The 15529-nt window shown below is 72.7% G+C and carries 15 protein-coding genes; 13 read left to right on the forward strand and 2 right to left on the reverse strand.

Annotated elements, in window-relative coordinates; translation table 11 throughout:
* Positions 1-428 precede the first annotated feature (428 nt).
* From alr to ACYVOO_RS15825, 4 genes are all read left to right on the forward strand, one after another.
* Complete coding sequence (alr, locus tag ACYVOO_RS15810; RefSeq protein WP_461016333.1) at positions 429-1556, forward strand: alanine racemase; 1128 nt, start codon at positions 429-431, stop codon at positions 1554-1556.
* A gap of 127 nt (positions 1557-1683) precedes the next feature.
* Complete coding sequence (locus ACYVOO_RS15815) at positions 1684-3162, forward strand: alpha/beta fold hydrolase (RefSeq protein ID WP_461016334.1); 1479 nt, start codon at positions 1684-1686, stop codon at positions 3160-3162.
* Positions 3107-3670 (forward strand): tRNA (adenosine(37)-N6)-threonylcarbamoyltransferase complex ATPase subunit type 1 TsaE, encoded by a 564-nt coding sequence (tsaE, locus tag ACYVOO_RS15820; protein ID WP_461016273.1) that lies wholly within the window; start codon positions 3107-3109, stop codon positions 3668-3670. The genes ACYVOO_RS15815 and tsaE overlap by 56 nt, the downstream gene beginning before the upstream one ends.
* A 166-nt stretch (positions 3671-3836) precedes the next feature.
* Complete coding sequence (locus ACYVOO_RS15825; protein WP_461016274.1) at positions 3837-4040, forward strand: hypothetical protein; 204 nt, start codon at positions 3837-3839, stop codon at positions 4038-4040.
* A 49-nt stretch (positions 4041-4089) separates the two neighbouring features.
* On the opposite strand, the gene ACYVOO_RS15830 is transcribed toward ACYVOO_RS15825, so the two are convergent.
* Positions 4090-4665, reverse strand: coding sequence for a L,D-transpeptidase (locus tag ACYVOO_RS15830; RefSeq protein WP_461016275.1), 576 nt, complete (start codon positions 4663-4665; stop codon positions 4090-4092).
* A gap of 282 nt (positions 4666-4947) precedes the next feature.
* Between ACYVOO_RS15830 and ACYVOO_RS15835 the strand changes: the two genes are divergently transcribed.
* The 7 genes from ACYVOO_RS15835 to ACYVOO_RS15865 all read left to right on the forward strand — a co-directional run bounded on the left by ACYVOO_RS15835 (position 4948) and on the right by ACYVOO_RS15865 (position 11829).
* Entirely contained in the window at positions 4948-6210 is a 1263-nt protein-coding gene (locus ACYVOO_RS15835) for an LmeA family phospholipid-binding protein (protein WP_461016276.1), read from the forward strand.
* 93 nt (positions 6211-6303) lie between these two features.
* Positions 6304-6969, forward strand: a complete 666-nt coding sequence (tsaB, locus tag ACYVOO_RS15840) for a tRNA (adenosine(37)-N6)-threonylcarbamoyltransferase complex dimerization subunit type 1 TsaB (RefSeq protein WP_461016277.1) — start codon at positions 6304-6306, stop codon at positions 6967-6969.
* A gap of 95 nt (positions 6970-7064) precedes the next feature.
* Entirely contained in the window at positions 7065-7622 is a 558-nt protein-coding gene (gene rimI, locus ACYVOO_RS15845; RefSeq protein ID WP_461016335.1) for a ribosomal protein S18-alanine N-acetyltransferase, read from the forward strand.
* Positions 7615-8721 (forward strand): tRNA (adenosine(37)-N6)-threonylcarbamoyltransferase complex transferase subunit TsaD, encoded by a 1107-nt coding sequence (gene tsaD, locus ACYVOO_RS15850; protein ID WP_461016278.1) that lies wholly within the window; start codon positions 7615-7617, stop codon positions 8719-8721. The genes rimI and tsaD overlap by 8 nt, the downstream gene beginning before the upstream one ends.
* Positions 8718-8990 (forward strand): hypothetical protein, encoded by a 273-nt coding sequence (locus tag ACYVOO_RS15855; protein ID WP_461016279.1) that lies wholly within the window; start codon positions 8718-8720, stop codon positions 8988-8990. Before tsaD ends, ACYVOO_RS15855 begins: the two co-directional genes overlap by 4 nt.
* A gap of 1105 nt (positions 8991-10095) precedes the next feature.
* Positions 10096-11181 (forward strand): hypothetical protein, encoded by a 1086-nt coding sequence (locus ACYVOO_RS15860; RefSeq protein WP_461016280.1) that lies wholly within the window; start codon positions 10096-10098, stop codon positions 11179-11181.
* A 192-nt stretch (positions 11182-11373) separates the two neighbouring features.
* The gene (locus ACYVOO_RS15865; protein WP_461016281.1) at positions 11374-11829 is read left to right on the forward strand and encodes a lamin tail domain-containing protein; all 456 of its coding nucleotides are present in this window, start codon (positions 11374-11376) and stop codon (positions 11827-11829) included.
* A gap of 17 nt (positions 11830-11846) precedes the next feature.
* Here ACYVOO_RS15865 and ACYVOO_RS15870 read toward each other — a convergent pair whose 3' ends face one another.
* On the reverse strand, positions 11847-13094 hold the full coding sequence (locus tag ACYVOO_RS15870; RefSeq protein ID WP_461016282.1) for a class I SAM-dependent methyltransferase: 1248 nt from the start codon (positions 13092-13094) through the stop codon (positions 11847-11849).
* Positions 13095-13338: 244 nt separating this feature from the next.
* Between ACYVOO_RS15870 and groES the strand changes: the two genes are divergently transcribed.
* Both groES and groL read left to right on the forward strand, forming a co-directional pair.
* Positions 13339-13647, forward strand: a complete 309-nt coding sequence (gene groES / locus ACYVOO_RS15875) for a co-chaperone GroES (RefSeq protein WP_114023449.1) — start codon at positions 13339-13341, stop codon at positions 13645-13647.
* Positions 13648-13872: 225 nt separating this feature from the next.
* On the forward strand, positions 13873-15501 hold the full coding sequence (gene groL, locus ACYVOO_RS15880) for a chaperonin GroEL (protein ID WP_461016283.1): 1629 nt from the start codon (positions 13873-13875) through the stop codon (positions 15499-15501).
* The last annotated feature ends 28 nt before the right edge of the window (positions 15502-15529 follow it).

The raw sequence follows: 15529 nt of genomic DNA on the forward strand, positions 1-15529 counted from the left end.
CGCATCGCACCGCAACCACACGCCGCGCCGTAGCCACCGGCCCGCACCCGAGGAACGGCGCCAAGCCACACGACGGCACCCCCGCGCAGGGGCACAAAAATTGGCGCGGGACCCTGCGGCACCCACCACACCGGACAACCGTCCCGCGCAACACCCCCGACGAACCGGCAACCCCCGTTTCCTTCCGCACCCCGCGAAGGGGACCCGTCCCGCGCAACACCCCCGACGAACCGGCAACCCCCGTTTCCTTCCGCACCCCGCGAAGGGGACCCGTCCCGCGCAACGCCCCCGTGAAGGCGACCCGGGGTCGCGGAGCGACCTGGGACACTGGGGATGTGACGTACCCGCTTCAGCCCGGCGCAGCCCCGGGCGCCGCACAGGCCGACGCGCAGGCCGACGCGCAGGCCACACCACGGGCGCGCGCCGAGATCGATCTCGGCGCGGTCCGCGCCAACGTCCGCGCGCTCCGTGCCCGCGCGCCCCGGGCGGAACTGATGGCCGTGGTCAAGTCGGACGCGTACGGTCACGGCGCCGTCCCCTGCGCCCGCGCGGCCCGCGAGGCGGGCGCCACCTGGCTGGGCACGGCCACCCCTGAGGAGGCGTTCGCGCTGCGCGCCGCCGGTGACACGGGCCGCCTGATGAGCTGGCTGTGGACACCGGGCGGGCCCTGGCGCGAGGCCATCGAGTCGGACATCGACGTCTCGGCGAGCGCCCACTGGGCGCTGGACGAGATCGTCGCCGCTGCCCGCGCCTGCGGCCGTACGGCACGCGTGCACCTCAAGGCCGACACGGGCCTCGGGCGCAACGGCTGCCAGCCCGCTGACTGGCCCGCACTCGTCGCCGCTGCGCGCGCGGCCGAGGCGGAGGGCGCGGTGAAGGTCACCGGGATCTGGTCGCACTTCGCGTGCGCCGACGAGCCGGGTCACCCCTCCATCGCGGCCCAGTTGGAGGTGTTCCACGAGGTGCTGGCCGTCGCCGGGCGGGCCGGTCTCGATCCGGAGGTGCGGCACCACGCGAACTCGCCCGCCACGCTGACACTGCCCGAGTCGCACTTCGACCTCGTACGGACGGGCGTCTCCGTCTACGGGCTGTCCCCGTCCCCCGAGGTCGGCGTCGCCGCCGAGCTGGGGCTGCGCCCGGCGATGACGCTCTCCGGCTCGCTCGCGCTGGTCAAGCGGGTGCCGGGCGGCCACGGCATCTCCTACGGGCACCACTACCGCACCCCTGGCGAGACCACGCTCGCGCTCGTCCCGCTCGGCTACGCGGACGGCGTGCCGCGCCACGCGTCGGGCACCGGGCCTGTGCTGGTCGCGGGCAAGTGGCGAACGGTCGCGGGGCGGGTGGCCATGGACCAGTTCGTGGTGGACCTCGGCGGCGACGCGGCCGAGGCGGGCGACGAGGCCCTGCTGTTCGGCCCCGGCGACCACGGCGAGCCCACCGCCGAGGACTGGGCGCGGGCCGCGGGCACCATCTCGTACGAGATCGTCACGCGCGTCAGCGCCCGGGTACCCCGGGCGTATGTGAACCGGAGCGACAGCGGGAGCACGGGGGGCTGAGGGTTTGAGCGAGGGGGACGGTGCGGGCAACAGCAGGGAGGCGTCAGCGGCTGCCGCGAGAGCCATCGCGGCGATCGGCGCGGCCGACACGGTCGGTCACCCCGGCGCCGCGAGAGCGGTCGGCACCATGACGCAGGGTGGCAGCGCGGCGGGCTCGGCGGGCGCCGCCGGATGGGCGCGCCGCGCCGGCTTCGCGGGCGCGGCGATAGGCGTGGTCGCGGCGGGCGTCGCCGTCGAGCGGCTGACGATGCACCGCACGGTGCGCCGCAGCGCGCGCCTGGCGCTGGACGCGGCGGGCCCGTACGGCTCGCTGCGCGGCACCCCGGGCACGGCGTCAGCCGAGGACGGCACGGAGCTGTACTTCGAGACGGACGAGATCGAGGACCACGCAGGGGACCCGCGCGGGGACGCGGACCCGGAGACGGTGCGCGCCGCGAAGGGCGGCGACGGCGCGGGCGGCCCGAGCGTCGGCCCCATCCGCATCGACGAGGCCGCGCTGATGCCGGTGCAGGTGCCGCCCGAGCCGCGCACCCCGCAGCGCAACAGGCTGCTGCGGCTGCTGAGCCGCCGCCGCAGGCAGTCGGACGCGGCGGCGGGCCGTGCGGGAGCCCGGGCGCCGCAGCGCCCGACGGTCGTCTTCTCGCACGGCTACTGCCTCAACCAGGACGTATGGCACTTCCAGCGCGCCGCACTGCGCGGCGCCGTGCGCGCCGTGTACTGGGACCAGCGCAGCCACGGCCGCTCGGGCCGCGCGCCCGTGGGCGAGCCGGTCAGCATCGACCAGCTCGGCCGCGATCTGAAGGCCGTGCTGGACGCGGCCGTGCCCGAGGGCCCGATCGTGCTGGTGGGGCACTCGATGGGCGGGATGACGGTGATGGCGCTCGCCGACCAGTACCCGGAGTTCGTCGCGGAGCGCGTCGTCGGCGCCGCCTTCGTGGGCACGAGCGCGGGCGGGCTGAGCGAGGTCTCCTACGGGCTGCCGCTGCCCGCGCTGGGCGTGAAGGCCGTGCGGCGCGTGGTGCCGGGGGTGCTGAAGGCGCTGGTCGCGCAGACCGAGCTGGTGGAGCGGGGGCGCCGTGCGGCGGCCGACCTCTTCGCCGGGCTCGTCAAGCGGTACTCGTTCGGCAGCGCCCGCGATATAGACCCCGGGGTGGCGAGGTTCGCCGAGCGGCTGATCGAGTCGGTGCCGATCGACGTCGTGGCCGAGTTCTACCCGGCCTTCGAGGCGCACGAGAAGACGGCGGCGCTCGCCGCGTTCGACGGGCGCCCCGCGCTCGTCCTCGCGGGGGACCGCGATCTGCTCACCCCGCACGCGCACAGCGAGGCCATCGCGGCGGCGCTGCCCGCTGCGGAGCTGGTGATCCTGGAGCGGACGGGACACCTGGCGATGCTGGAGCGTCCGGAGACGGTCAACGAACACGTCGCGGAGCTGCTGACGCGTACCATCCGGACGCATGGGCAAGGAAGCACCACAGCACCCCACAACGGACCTCACGACGGACCCCTCGACGGCTCCCCCGACCGATTCGGCGACGGCCACGACGGTCACCGTGCCGCACGGACCGGCTCCGCGCAGCGCGCTCACCGTCGCCGCTCCGACTCCTGAGCGCACCCGCGACCTCGGCCGGGCCCTGGCCAAGCTGCTGCGGCCCGGCGATCTCGTGCTCCTCACGGGTGAACTGGGCGCGGGCAAGACGACGTTGACGCGCGGCCTCGGCGAAGGGCTCGGCGTGCGCGGGGCCGTCACCTCGCCGACGTTCGTCATCGCGCGCGTCCACCCCCCGCTGGGCGAGGGCCCGCCGCTGGTGCACGTGGACGCGTACCGGCTGGGCGGCGGCCTGGAGGAGATGGAGGACCTCGACCTGGACGTGTCGCTGCCGGAGTCGGTGGTGGTCGTGGAGTGGGGCGAGGGCAAGGTCGAGGAGCTGTCGGAGGACCGGCTGCACGTCGTCATCGACCGCGCGGTGGGCACGGGTACCGGCACGGACGCGGGCACGGGTGACCCCGCCGACGCCGACGCCGACGCCGACGCCGATGACGCCGACGCGCGCACCCTCACCTTCGCGGGCTTCGGCGAGCGCTGGGCGGACGAGGACTTCTCCGTCCTGGCGTGAACCCTGGCGCGGGCTCCGGACGGTGCCCCGGCCGGGCGTGACCAGATTCCCGACATGTTGTCGGGAAGATGTTGCGCGCGTGGCCGGGGCCATGGTCAGATGGAGGCCGAGACGTGGGTTAGGTCTACCTAACCACGCCCGCACCAGGAGCCCCCGGGAGGGACCCATGACGGCCCACGACCGCGAGCAGAAGCAGGGCATGCCTTCGATGCGCGAGCTGCTGGCCTCCTGTGCCGCCGCGGACGCGGTGTCGCAGCCGCCGTCGGCCCCGGCCGACGCACCGGCCCGCACGGACCGCCCCGCGCCCGTTTCCGTTCCCGCCGCTACGCAGCCCGTGCCGGACCAGCGTCCGGGCCGGGATGCGGCCTGAGCCGGTTCGGCACGGGATTCGGGCAAGGGGGGGAGCGCCGGACGCCCGGTCAGTCGACGACGACGACCTTCGTGCCGATCGGCGCGAACAGCCACAGCGCCTCGCCGTCCTTGCGCTGCTCCCTGATCCCGCCGGTCTTCCGCGCGGAGTCGGCCTTCGGCGTCGAACCGTCGAGCGCCGCGCTGAACCCGATCGTCGTGTTGCCGACGGTCGTGAAGCGCACCACGTTCTCGACGGGAACGCCGTCGGAGCCCGTGATGTGTGACGAACGCGACGTCACCTTGTAGGTGCCCGGCGCCGGGTGGACCGAGCTGGGCTCGACCTCGTACGTGCGGCTGACCTTGTCGCCCTTGCCGACGAGCCAGACGCGCTCGCTGTCGAGGGAGTAGACGACCCGGGTGCCCGTGCCCGAGCGGGCGGGAAGCGCGTCGTCGGGACGCTCCTTCTCGGACGTGCCCGAGGAGGCGCCGGGGGAGGGGGAGCCGGAGGCGCCCGGCTTGCGGGCCTGCGACTCGGCGCGGTCCTGAGCGGCGTTGGCCTGGAAGGCGAAGAAGCCGATGACGGCGAGTGCCGCCGCCGTCAGACCGGCCACGACCGCTCCCGCGCTGCTCCCGCTGCGTGCCACCGTGCGCCGCCACCTCTCGTGATGTCCGCGTGTGTGCCCGGTCCTTCGCCCGGACTCTCCCGCCCGGACTCTTTCGCCCGGACTTCCGCCGTCCGGACTGATCATCGGGGCCGTACGCCGTTGACGGTAGCAGCCGGGCACGGAGATCAGGACAGACCATGCCTGCCGTGCCCGAGAGCGATCGTTCGGGAGAGGAAGTACTTGGAGTAAGCGGCGCCCCTGTGTTCGCATAAGGCGATGACCCCCCACGGCTCATCGACAAGTTCTACACGTCGCATACCAGTGGCACGGAATCCTTACGAGGAGTTGGCCTCCCCCGATGCCCCGGCGCCCCCGCCGTCGGCCGCTCCCAACCCGTACGACGCGCTCGCCGCAGACCCGGATCCCGCCGAAGGCCCCGCTCCCGCTCCCCACAGCGGATCTGCGGACGACGGACCCCTCGGCTTCACGCTCCGCTCCGACTACGACGAGCGCGAGTACGAGGACCGGATGCCGTATCTGCGTGCCGTGCGCAGGCGGCGGCGCTCGCGCATCAGGACCAGCCTCAAGATCGGTATCGCGCTCGCCGTGCTGCTCGCCTTCCTCGGCGTCGGCGACCGCTGGGCCGTGCTGTACGCGGAGAACAAGGCGGCCGAGAAGGTCCAGGGCGCGCTGAAGCTGCACGCCGAGCCCGAGGTGCACATCAACGGCTTCCCGTTCCTGACGCAGCTCGCGTCGGAGCGCCTGGACGACGTGGACATCACCATCCCCGACATGCCGGCGGGCCGGGTCTCGGTCGCGCAGGTGAAGGGGTCGGTGAACGACGTACGGATCGTCGGCGACGCGCCCACCTCCATCAAGGGCGCGGTGCTGGGGCAGATGCGCGGACACGTCCTGCTCGACTTCGACGACCTGGACCGCGAACTGGGCACCTCGCAGGTCCGCTTCACGGCGGGCGGCAAGAACACCGTCATGGCCGACGGCAAGCTGCCCGTGGCCGGTACGGAGGTCAAGGTGCGGGCGCGGGCGCACCTGGAGCGCACCAGCGACCACGGCATCGGGACGACGGTCGACGACATGCGCCTGGAGGTGCCGAAGCTCTTCTCGTACACCCCGGGCGAGCGCGGCGGCCTCCAGCTCTCGCGGCCCCTGGCCAAGCGCATCCAGCACGACGCGGCCAAGGCCAAGGCGCTCTTCGGCGTCGGCTCCATCGCCAAGCGCTTCGGGCTCACCCCGGAGCGGGCCGCGCAGGTGCGGCAGAGCGAGGACAAGCTGCACGAGGTGACCGGCACCCCGAAGTTCGTCGACAAGATGATGAAGGTCAACATGCTCGACGTGCTCATGGAGCACCCCGAGCTGCTGAAGAAGATCGGCATCGACCCGTCGCTGATCGAGGGGCTCAAGAAGATCGAGGAGCCGAAGCTGGCGGACAAGCTCTCCCTCTCGCAGAAGCTCCCCGACATGCCGGGCGACGTGCGGCTGACGGGCATCTCGGTGGCCAAGGACGGCATCAGGGCCGATCTGGAGGGCGTGGACGTGCCGTTCGGCGAGACCGCGAAGAAGTGATCCGCTGAGGCGCGGGGGTCGCGGGGGTCACCCGATCGGGCCGTGGTCGCCACCCCCGCGCATCCCGGTCCCCGCCCGCCGTAGGCTGGCCGTGTGCTGCTGCTCGCTCTTGACACCGCAACCCCGGCCGTCACCGTCGCCCTCCACGACGCCGACGGCGACCGCACCCTCGCCGCCTCCCACCAGGTGGACGCCAGGCGGCACGGCGAACTGCTGCTCCCGGCCGTCGACCGCGTGCTGACGGAGGCGGGCCATGTGCTGCGGGACGTCTCCGGCATCGTCGTCGGCGTCGGCCCTGGCCCGTACACAGGGCTGCGCGTCGGCCTCGCCACGGCCGAGGTCTTCGGCTCGGCGCTCGGCATCCCCGTCCACGGACTGTGCACGCTGGACGGCATCGCCTACGCCTCCGGGCTCGACGTCCCCTTCGTCGTCGCCACGGACGCCCGCCGCAAGGAGGTCTACTGGGCGCGGTACGCCGACGCGCGCACCCGCCTGGACGAGCCCGGCGTCGAGCGCCCCGCCGCGCTCCCTGACGAGGTGACGCGGCTGCCCGCCGTGGGCGCGGGCGCCGTGCTGTACGAGGACGTCTTCCAGGGCGTGCGCAAGGACCTGCCCGCCGAGCAGTCGGCGCCCGCGCTGGCCCGGCTCGCGGCGGAGAAGCTCGCGCGCGGCGAGGACTTCCCGCCGCCCCGCCCCCTCTATCTGCGCCGCCCGGACGCGCAGGTCCCCGCCAGCTACAAGGTGGTCACCCCGAAGTGACGGCGGACGGTGGCGCGCGCCCGACGGGCGTGACGGACCCGAAGGCCCCGGCGGACCCGACGGGCGCGGGGGCCGGTGGTGTGCGGCTGCGCGAGATGCGCTGGTGGGACATCGACGACGTGCTCGCGCTGGAGCGCGCGCTCTTCCCGGACGACGCGTGGTCGGCGGGCATGTTCTGGTCGGAGCTGGCGCACGCGCGCGGCCCGTACGCGACCCGCCGCTATCTCGTCGCCGTCGACCCCGAAGCGCCCCCGGGCGCGCACGGCACGGACGGCATCGTCGGCTACGGAGGCTTCGCCGCCGTCGACGGCACGGGCGACGTGCAGACCATCGGCGTCCTCCCCTCCCACCAGGGCACCGGGCTCGGCGCGCGGCTGCTGGGCGAGCTGATCTCGGCCGCCACGGACTTCGAGTGCCATGAGGTGCTGCTGGAGGTCCGGGTGGACAACGCGCGGGCCCAGCGGCTCTACGAACGCTTCGGGTTCGCCCCCATCGGCTTCCGGCGCGGCTACTACCAGCCGGGCAACGTCGACGCGCTCGTCATGCGCCTCGGCCTCACCGCCGACACCACCGCCGACACCACGGCCGCGACCGGCCCCACTTCTGATTCCGCTTCCGACCCCTCCTCCCAAGGAACACAGATCCATGGCTGACGAACCCCTCGTCCTCGGTATCGAGACGTCCTGCGACGAGACCGGTGTCGGCATCGTCCGCGGGCACACCCTCCTGGCCGACGCGATCGCCTCCAGCGTGGACGAGCACGCGCGCTACGGCGGCGTCGTCCCCGAGGTCGCGAGCCGCGCGCACCTGGAGGCCATGGTCCCCACCATCGAGCGGGCGCTGCGCGAGGCGGGCGTCTCGCCCCGCGACCTCGACGGCATCGCCGTCACGGCCGGGCCCGGACTCGCCGGGGCGCTGCTCGTGGGCGTCTCGGCGGCGAAGGCGTACGCGTACGCGCTGGGCAAGCCGCTCTACGGCGTCAACCACCTGGCATCCCACATCTGCGTCGACCAACTGGAGCACGGCGCGCTGCCCGAGCCGACGATGGCGCTCCTCGTCTCCGGCGGGCACTCCTCGCTGCTCCTCGCGCCGGACATCACCTCCGACGTGCGTCCCCTCGGCTCGACGATCGACGACGCGGCGGGCGAGGCGTTCGACAAGGTGGCCCGCGTGCTCAACCTGGGCTTCCCCGGCGGCCCGGTGATCGACAAGTACGCGCGCGAGGGCGACCCCCGGGCCATCGCCTTCCCGCGCGGCCTCACGGGGCCGCGCGACGCCCCGTACGACTTCTCCTTCTCCGGCCTCAAGACGGCCGTCGCACGCTGGATCGAGGCGAAGCGCGCGGCGGGCGAGGAGGTGCCGGTGCGGGACGTGTCCGCCTCCTTCCAGGAAGCCGTCACGGACGTGCTCACCCGCAAGGCCATCCGCGCCTGCAAGGACGAGGGCGTGGACCACCTCATGATCGGCGGCGGGGTCGCGGCGAACTCGCGGCTGCGCGCCATGGCGGAGGAGCGCTGCGCCGATGCGGGCATCACGCTCCGCGTGCCGCGTCCCAAGCTGTGCACCGACAACGGCGCGATGGTCGCGGCGCTCGGCGCGGAGATGGTGGCCCGCAACCGCGCCGCCTCCGACTGGGACCTCCCCGCCGACTCCTCCCTGCCGGTGACCGACCCCCACGTGCCGGGACGCGGCCACAGCCATGACCATGACCACGTGCACGAGCTGAGCCGGAAGAACCTGTACTCCTCATGACCGTCGCGCTGATGTGGGAGGCCAAGGCCACCCCGGGCCACGGCCCCGACCTGCTGGCCTGGACCCGCACCCACGCCCCCGCTCACGACCACGACACCCCACCGGGCCCCGAGCCGCTGCGCCGCGAGACGTTCACGGCTCCGGGGGACCGCGTCCTGGTCATCACCTGGTGGGACGCGCCCTACGACGCCGAGCTGCCCGAACTCCCGGACCCGCCCCCGGAGTTCGCCGCACGCCCGGTACACCGCTGGCGCTTCGAACGCGCGTAGCGCTGCGCGGGGCTGTTGGCCGTTTTTCGGGTGCGGGCCGGTGGCTTCGGCGCGGCGTGTGGACCGGTAGTACGCGGCTGGCGCCGCGTGATTCCGGGTTTCCACCGTGGTTGTGGGGTTGCTGTGTGGTGGGGGTCGGCGCCGCGCCGGGGTGTCTCCTCGGGCGTAAAGGTATGTTTCTCGGCTTTCGGCCGGTGACTTGCTCGCCCTGCGGGGACACCCCGCCACACCACCTCCCACCCGGTGGCCAACTATCCGCCGGTGACCACTCCCGTTGTCACCACGCTGTGGACCGGCACCGTGCCAGAGGAGCCCAGCTCAGCCACCCCTGTTGTGGGCAGGCGTTCCGCATGGCGAGCGGGCACCTCCCAGCGGTAGCTGGGGGAGCGTGGGCACAACCCACCCACCGGCCCGCAGCACGCGAACGAACCCCTGAGGGGCAATCGGCTGGGCGCACCCTGCGCCGGGGGTGTTGTGCGGGACGGTCGGCCCGTGAAGTGGGGACCGTAGGGTCCCGCGCTGGATTTGTGCCGCCGCACGTCATGGAGTCGGCCCCGGCGGACTCGGAGTGGCAGTGGGCCACCGGCGGGACGGGGGCGTGGTGGGGTGTCCCCGCAGGTCGAGAAAGTCACCGGCGTAAAGCCGACAACGAAAGCTTCACGCCGAGGAGACACCCCGGCGCGGCACCGGACACCCCGCACCCACGCGCCCATATCCACGGCCGCAACCAAGAATCACGCGGGACCAGCCGCGAACTACCGGTCCATACGCCGCGCCGAAGCCACCGGCCCGCACCCGCGCAACGACCCCAAGGCGCACCCAGGGACGCCCGCGCCGGGCGACGGCGCCAAAAAGTTGTGGGCAAGCGTCCCGCTGGCGAGGGGGCACCTCCCAGCGTTAGCTGGGGGAGGGTGGGCACAACCCGTGCCACTGGCCTGAGCATCGCTGACGAAACCTCAAGGGGCACCCACAGAGTGCACCCCCAATGAACCGGGCGCCCCGTGAAGCCATCACCGCGCACCCCGTGAAGGGGAGCGGACCAGTGAAGGGGGGAACCCTGGGTTTCACAGAGCGATCGCTCGGCGTGCCGGTCCGCGTGGCGGTCGTGCCGAGCACGCCCGAGGACGAGTCGGGCGGCGACAGCGCGCTCCTCGCCGGGAAGCTGCACGAGGCGCTGGACGAGGAGGGCGTCTATGTCGTCGCGGGACCGTCCGGTGACGCGTACGAAGTCGTCAACTACGGCGCCAGGCTGGACGACGAGGAGCTGTACGCGTACACCGAGTCCATCGGCCATGGCGATGGCGCGAACGCGAAGAAGCCCGGGCTCTACGACGGGCTCGACGCGCTGCTCACCCACATCGACGGGACCCGTCCCGGCCCGCCGGGTGAGCCCCGCCTCGATCCGGTCCCGGCGGAGGACCCCGTCGCGCAGGAGGCGCTGCCGGCGCTGTACTCGGGCGCGTTCTGGGGCGGCCTGGCGCTGGGGCCCGTCGGCGCCCTCGCGGCGCTCGGTCTGACGGCGGCGGCGTTCGCGGCGGCCGGGCGCATACGGCGCCGGCGCTCCGGAGGGGCCAGGCCGGACCCGGGCGAGGCGATGAGCGCGCCCGCGCTGCCCGGCACCGGCTGGCTCCGCAGGGCCGCGCGCCGCGAACGCGACTGGCTGGAGGCGGACTTCGCGCGCACCGACGGCGAACTGCCCGACGTCGGACTGCCCGAGGCCGCACGCACCCGCGTCCGGGCGTACCTGGACACGGCGGCCCTCCTCCTGGGCAGGGAGGGGGAAGGGCAGCACGGGCCTGACCAGGACCCGCCGACCCTCGCGGCGGCCCTCGCCCTGCTGCGCGCCGGACGGGCGGTCCTCGACGCGGGGCACGGACAGACCGTGAGCGCCACCCTGTGCGCGCTCAACCCGCTGCACGGGCCCGCCACCGCGAGCGGCAGGTTCGCCCACCCCGACGACACCAGCGCCCGCAACCGGCCGGTGTGCCCGTCGTGCCACGAGGCGCTGGCCGATCCCGTCAAGTCGCTGACGGCGCCCGTGGACCGGCTGCTGCGGCTGCGCGAGGAGCGGTCAGGGCCCTTCGTGCCCTTCGACCGGCTGTCCGGTTCTCTCGGCGCTGCTTCCAGCGCGGGCGCGGTCTCCGTCGACCGGCTCGTCGATCAGGTGAGGGAGCGCCTGAACGTCCACTGACCCCGCCCGCGCGATGGTTTCACCCGGACGAGTGAGACGTGGGGAGTGCCGGGGAACACGCCGAGAAGGCGGAGGGCGCCGGTACGGATGTGACCGATTCTCCGTAAGTGTGCGGACACAGGGGATGTTGCGGCTTAAAGTATCGATCCTGCCCGGCGTGCGAAGCCGGGCCGTGTCCTAGGGGGGACCACCATGAAGATCCGGCATGCCCTGATACCGGCGACGGCGGCGGGGGCCGCCGCCGTGCTCGCGCTCACGCTCGCTGCGCCCGCGCAGGCGGCCTCGGCCGTCCAGTTCCGCTACTTCCGCTACGACTCGCCCGGCAGCGACAGGGGCGGCAACTCCAGCGTCAACGCCGAATATTTCACCCTGAAGAACGTCTCCAGCAGGAGCGTCAGCCTCAAGGGCTACACGGTGAAGGACAAGACGGGCTACAAGTACACCTTCGGCACCTTCACCCTGAAGTCAGGCAAGAGCGTCCGCGTGCACACGGGCAAGGGCACCAACAAGAGCACCGACCGCTACTGGGGCCGTAGCTGGTACGTGTGGAACAACAGCGGGGACAAGGCCACGCTGCGCTCCGCCTCCGGCAGCTCCCTGGACACCTGCTCGTGGAGCCGCACGGGGAGCGGCTACAAGAACTGCTGAGCCAGTCCGACGGCCGCTCACGCCGCCCGTGCCGCCGGGTGCCCCAGCAGCGTCATCGGGGCACCCGCGACGCGGGTGAGGAAGACGGTGCAGGCGTGCGGCCCCTCGGGCTTCAGCTTCCGGCGGAGTTCCTCGGGCTCGACGGCGGAGCCCCGCTTCTTCACGGTGACCACGCCCACCCCGCGCTCCCGCAGCAGGGCGCGCAGCTTCTTGACGTTGAAGGGCAGCACGTCGGTGATCTCGTAGGCGGTCGCGTACGGCGTCGGGACCAGCGCGTCGGACGTCACATACGCGATCGTCGGATCGAGAAGACGGCCCTCGACCCGTGCCGCGACCTCGGAGACCAGGTGCGCCCTGATCACGGCGCCGTCCGGCTCGTACAGATAGCGCCCGACGTCCCCGGGTTCCGGGTCGGGGAGCCCGGTCCCCGGCAGGGTGTCCCCGCCGGGCAGCAGCGTCGCCCGGAAGAGACCGTCCGCCAGCCCCGCGCCGAACCAGAGCACGGCCTCCTTCACGTCGCCGCCGTCCGAGATCCACTCGGCCTCGGCGTCGGACGGCACGACCTCGTGCGGGATGCCGGGCGCGACCTTGAGCGCCGCGTGCGAGACGCGACGGGTGACCTCGACGGCCCAGCTCAGCGGGGGCGAGTACGCCTCGGGATCGAAGATACGGGCCCCGCCGCGCCCCGCGCCGCCGCCCTTCCCGGAGCCGCCCCGTCCGCCCTGTCCGCCCCGCCCCGAGCCGCGCCGCGCGGGGTCCACGAAGACCGCGTCGTACCCCGAGATGTCGGTCTCGGTCACGTCCTCGCACCGCACCTCGATGCGGTCGGCCAGCCCCAGGGCCTCGGCGTTGGCCCTGGCCACCGCGCAGGTCAGCGGGTCCCGGTCCACGGCCAGCACCGACACCCCGGCGCGGGCCAGCGCGAGCGCGTCGCCGCCGACACCCGAGCAGAGGTCGGCCAGCCGCCGCACGCCCAGTTCCCCGGTGAAGCGGCGGGCCCGGTGCGCCGCGACGCTCGCGCGGGTCGACTGCTCCAGGCCGTTGGGCGTGAAATACATCCGCGCCGCGTCCTCGGTACCGAACTTCGCCACGGCGCGCTGCCGCAGCCGCGCCTGCGCGAGCGCCGCGGAGACCAGTTCGGCGGGGTGGTCGCGGCGCAGCCTCGTCGCGACGGAGAGTTCGTGCGCCGGGTCGAAGTCGCGCAGCCCGGCGAGGAGGGACTGCCCCTCGTCGCCCAGGAGCCGGGAGAAAGCGTCAAGATCCACGCCTCCATTCTCCCTGGCGGAATTCCCTTGCCACGTCCCGGCGCCGACGGGGGGCGCGGGCGGCTCGCTGGCACTCTGGTTGACGGAGTGCTAACCGCGGCATAATCTCAACCTTGGCACTCTCCCCTGGTGAGTGCCAGCTAGTCGCGACAGGCAGATCCGGCACCCGCGACGACGGATCTACCAGGTCGCCACCCCAGACATATGACCCCGTGATGAGATCTCCGAAGGGGGAGGTCGGATCGTGACGACCGCCAGCTCCAAGGTTGCCATCAAGCCGCTTGAGGACCGCATTGTGGTCCAGCCGCTCGACGCTGAAGAGACCACGGCCTCTGGCCTGGTCATCCCGGACACCGCGAAGGAGAAGCCCCAGGAGGGCACCGTCCTTGCCGTGGGCCCGGGCCGCTTCGAGGACGGCAACCGCCTGCCGCTCGACGTCAAGGTCGGCGACATCGTGCTGTACAGCAAGTACGGCGGTACCGAGGTGAAGTACAGCGGCGAGGACTACCTCGTCCTCTCGGCTCGCGACGTTCTCGCGATCGTCGAGAAGTAATTCACCTGTAAGGCCACCGGCCATGGGCCCAGGCCCGACGGCCGTCGGCCCGAAGCGGTCATCGAGGCTTTCCGAAGCCGCGAAGCCGGAATATTGCTTCTGATCCGCGCCCTGGTTCCCGCATCCGAATACGAGATGGCCGGGGCCAGGGCGCGGTTCGTTTGAGCGATGGCGGCTGCCGTGTCCGGCGGCCGAGGATCGCAACGAAAGGACTTAACAGCTCCCATGGCGAAGATCCTGAAGTTCGACGAGGACGCCCGTCGCGCCCTTGAGCGCGGCGTGAACAGCCTTGCCGACACGGTCAAGGTCACCATCGGCCCCAAGGGTCGCAACGTCGTTATCGACAAGAAGTTCGGCGCCCCGACCATCACCAACGACGGCGTGACCATCGCCCGTGAGGTCGAGGTCGAGGACCCCTACGAGAACCTCGGCGCCCAGCTCGTGAAGGAGGTGGCGACCAAGACCAACGACATCGCGGGTGACGGCACCACCACCGCCACCGTGCTCGCCCAGGCGCTCGTACGCGAGGGCCTGCGCAACGTCGCCGCCGGCGCCTCCCCGGCCGCCCTGAAGAAGGGCATCGACGCCGCCGTCAAGGCCGTCTCCGACGACCTGCTGGCCTCGGCCCAGCCGATCGACTCCAAGGAGGACATCGCCGCTGTCGCCGGTCTGTCCGCCCAGGACAAGCAGGTCGGCGAGCTGATCGCCGAGGCCATGGACAAGGTCGGCAAGGACGGTGTCATCACCGTCGAGGAGTCGCAGACCTTCGGCCTCGAGCTGGACTTCACCGAGGGCATGGCCTTCGACAAGGGCTACCTCTCGCCCTACATGGTCACCGACCAGGAGCGTATGGAGGCCGTCCTCGACGACCCGTACATCCTGATCCACCAGGGCAAGATCGGGTCCATCCAGGACCTGCTGCCGCTGCTGGAGAAGATCATGCAGGCCGGTGGCTCCAAGCCGCTGCTGATCATCGCCGAGGACGTCGAGGGCGAGGCCCTGTCCACGCTCGTCGTCAACAAGATCCGCGGCACCTTCAACGCCGTCGCCGTGAAGGCCCCCGGCTTCGGCGACCGCCGCAAGGCGATGCTGGGCGACATGGCGACGCTGACCGGCGCCACGGTCATCGCCGAAGAGGTCGGCCTCAAGCTCGACCAGGCCGGTCTCGACGTGCTGGGCACGGCCCGCCGCGTCACCATCACCAAGGACGACACCACCATCGTCGACGGTGCCGGCAAGAGCGACGACGTCCAGGCCCGCGTCGCCCAGATCAAGGCCGAGATCGAGTCCACGGACTCGGACTGGGACCGCGAGAAGCTCCAGGAGCGCCTGGCCAAGCTGGCCGGCGGCGTGTGCGTCATCCGTGTCGGCGCGGCCACCGAGGTCGAGCTGAAGGAGAAGAAGCACCGCCTGGAGGACGCCATCTCCGCGACGCGCGCCGCCGTCGAGGAGGGCATCGTCTCCGGTGGCGGCTCCGCGCTCGTCCACGCCGCGAAGGTGCTGGAGGGCTCGCTCGGCAAGGCCGACGACGAGGCCACCGGTGTCGCCGTGGTCCGCCGCGCCGTCGTCGAGCCGCTGCGCTGGATCGCCGAGAACGCGGGCCTCGAGGGCTACGTCATCACCTCGAAGGTCGCCGAGCTGGAGAAGACCCAGGGCTTCAACGCCGCGACGGGCGAGTACGGCGACCTGATCAAGGCCGGCGTCATCGACCCGGTGAAGGTCACCCGCTCGGCGCTGGAGAACGCCGCGTCGATCGCCTCGCTGCTGCTCACGACCGAGACCCTGGTCGTCGAGAAGCCCGCCGAGGAGGACGAGGCCGCCGCGGGCGGTCACGGCCACGGTCACTCGCACTGACGCGCGGGGCCCGTACCTCCCGTACGGC

Source organism: Streptomyces daliensis (assembly GCF_054782395.1).

Excerpts from the sequence above, each read along its gene's own strand:
- ACYVOO_RS15865 (WP_461016281.1), top strand. The coding sequence starts at position 11,374 with ATGAAGATCCGGCATGCCCTGATACCGGCGACGGCGGCGGGGGCCGCC.
- tsaD (WP_461016278.1), top strand. The coding sequence starts at position 7,615 with ATGGCTGACGAACCCCTCGTCCTCGGTATCGAGACGTCCTGCGACGAG.
- groL (WP_461016283.1), top strand. The coding sequence starts at position 13,873 with ATGGCGAAGATCCTGAAGTTCGACGAGGACGCCCGTCGCGCCCTTGAG.
- rimI (WP_461016335.1), top strand. The coding sequence starts at position 7,065 with ATGCGCTGGTGGGACATCGACGACGTGCTCGCGCTGGAGCGCGCGCTC.
- ACYVOO_RS15855 (WP_461016279.1), top strand. The coding sequence starts at position 8,718 with ATGACCGTCGCGCTGATGTGGGAGGCCAAGGCCACCCCGGGCCACGGC.
- ACYVOO_RS15825 (WP_461016274.1), top strand. The coding sequence starts at position 3,837 with ATGACGGCCCACGACCGCGAGCAGAAGCAGGGCATGCCTTCGATGCGC.
- ACYVOO_RS15815 (WP_461016334.1), top strand. The coding sequence starts at position 1,684 with ATGACGCAGGGTGGCAGCGCGGCGGGCTCGGCGGGCGCCGCCGGATGG.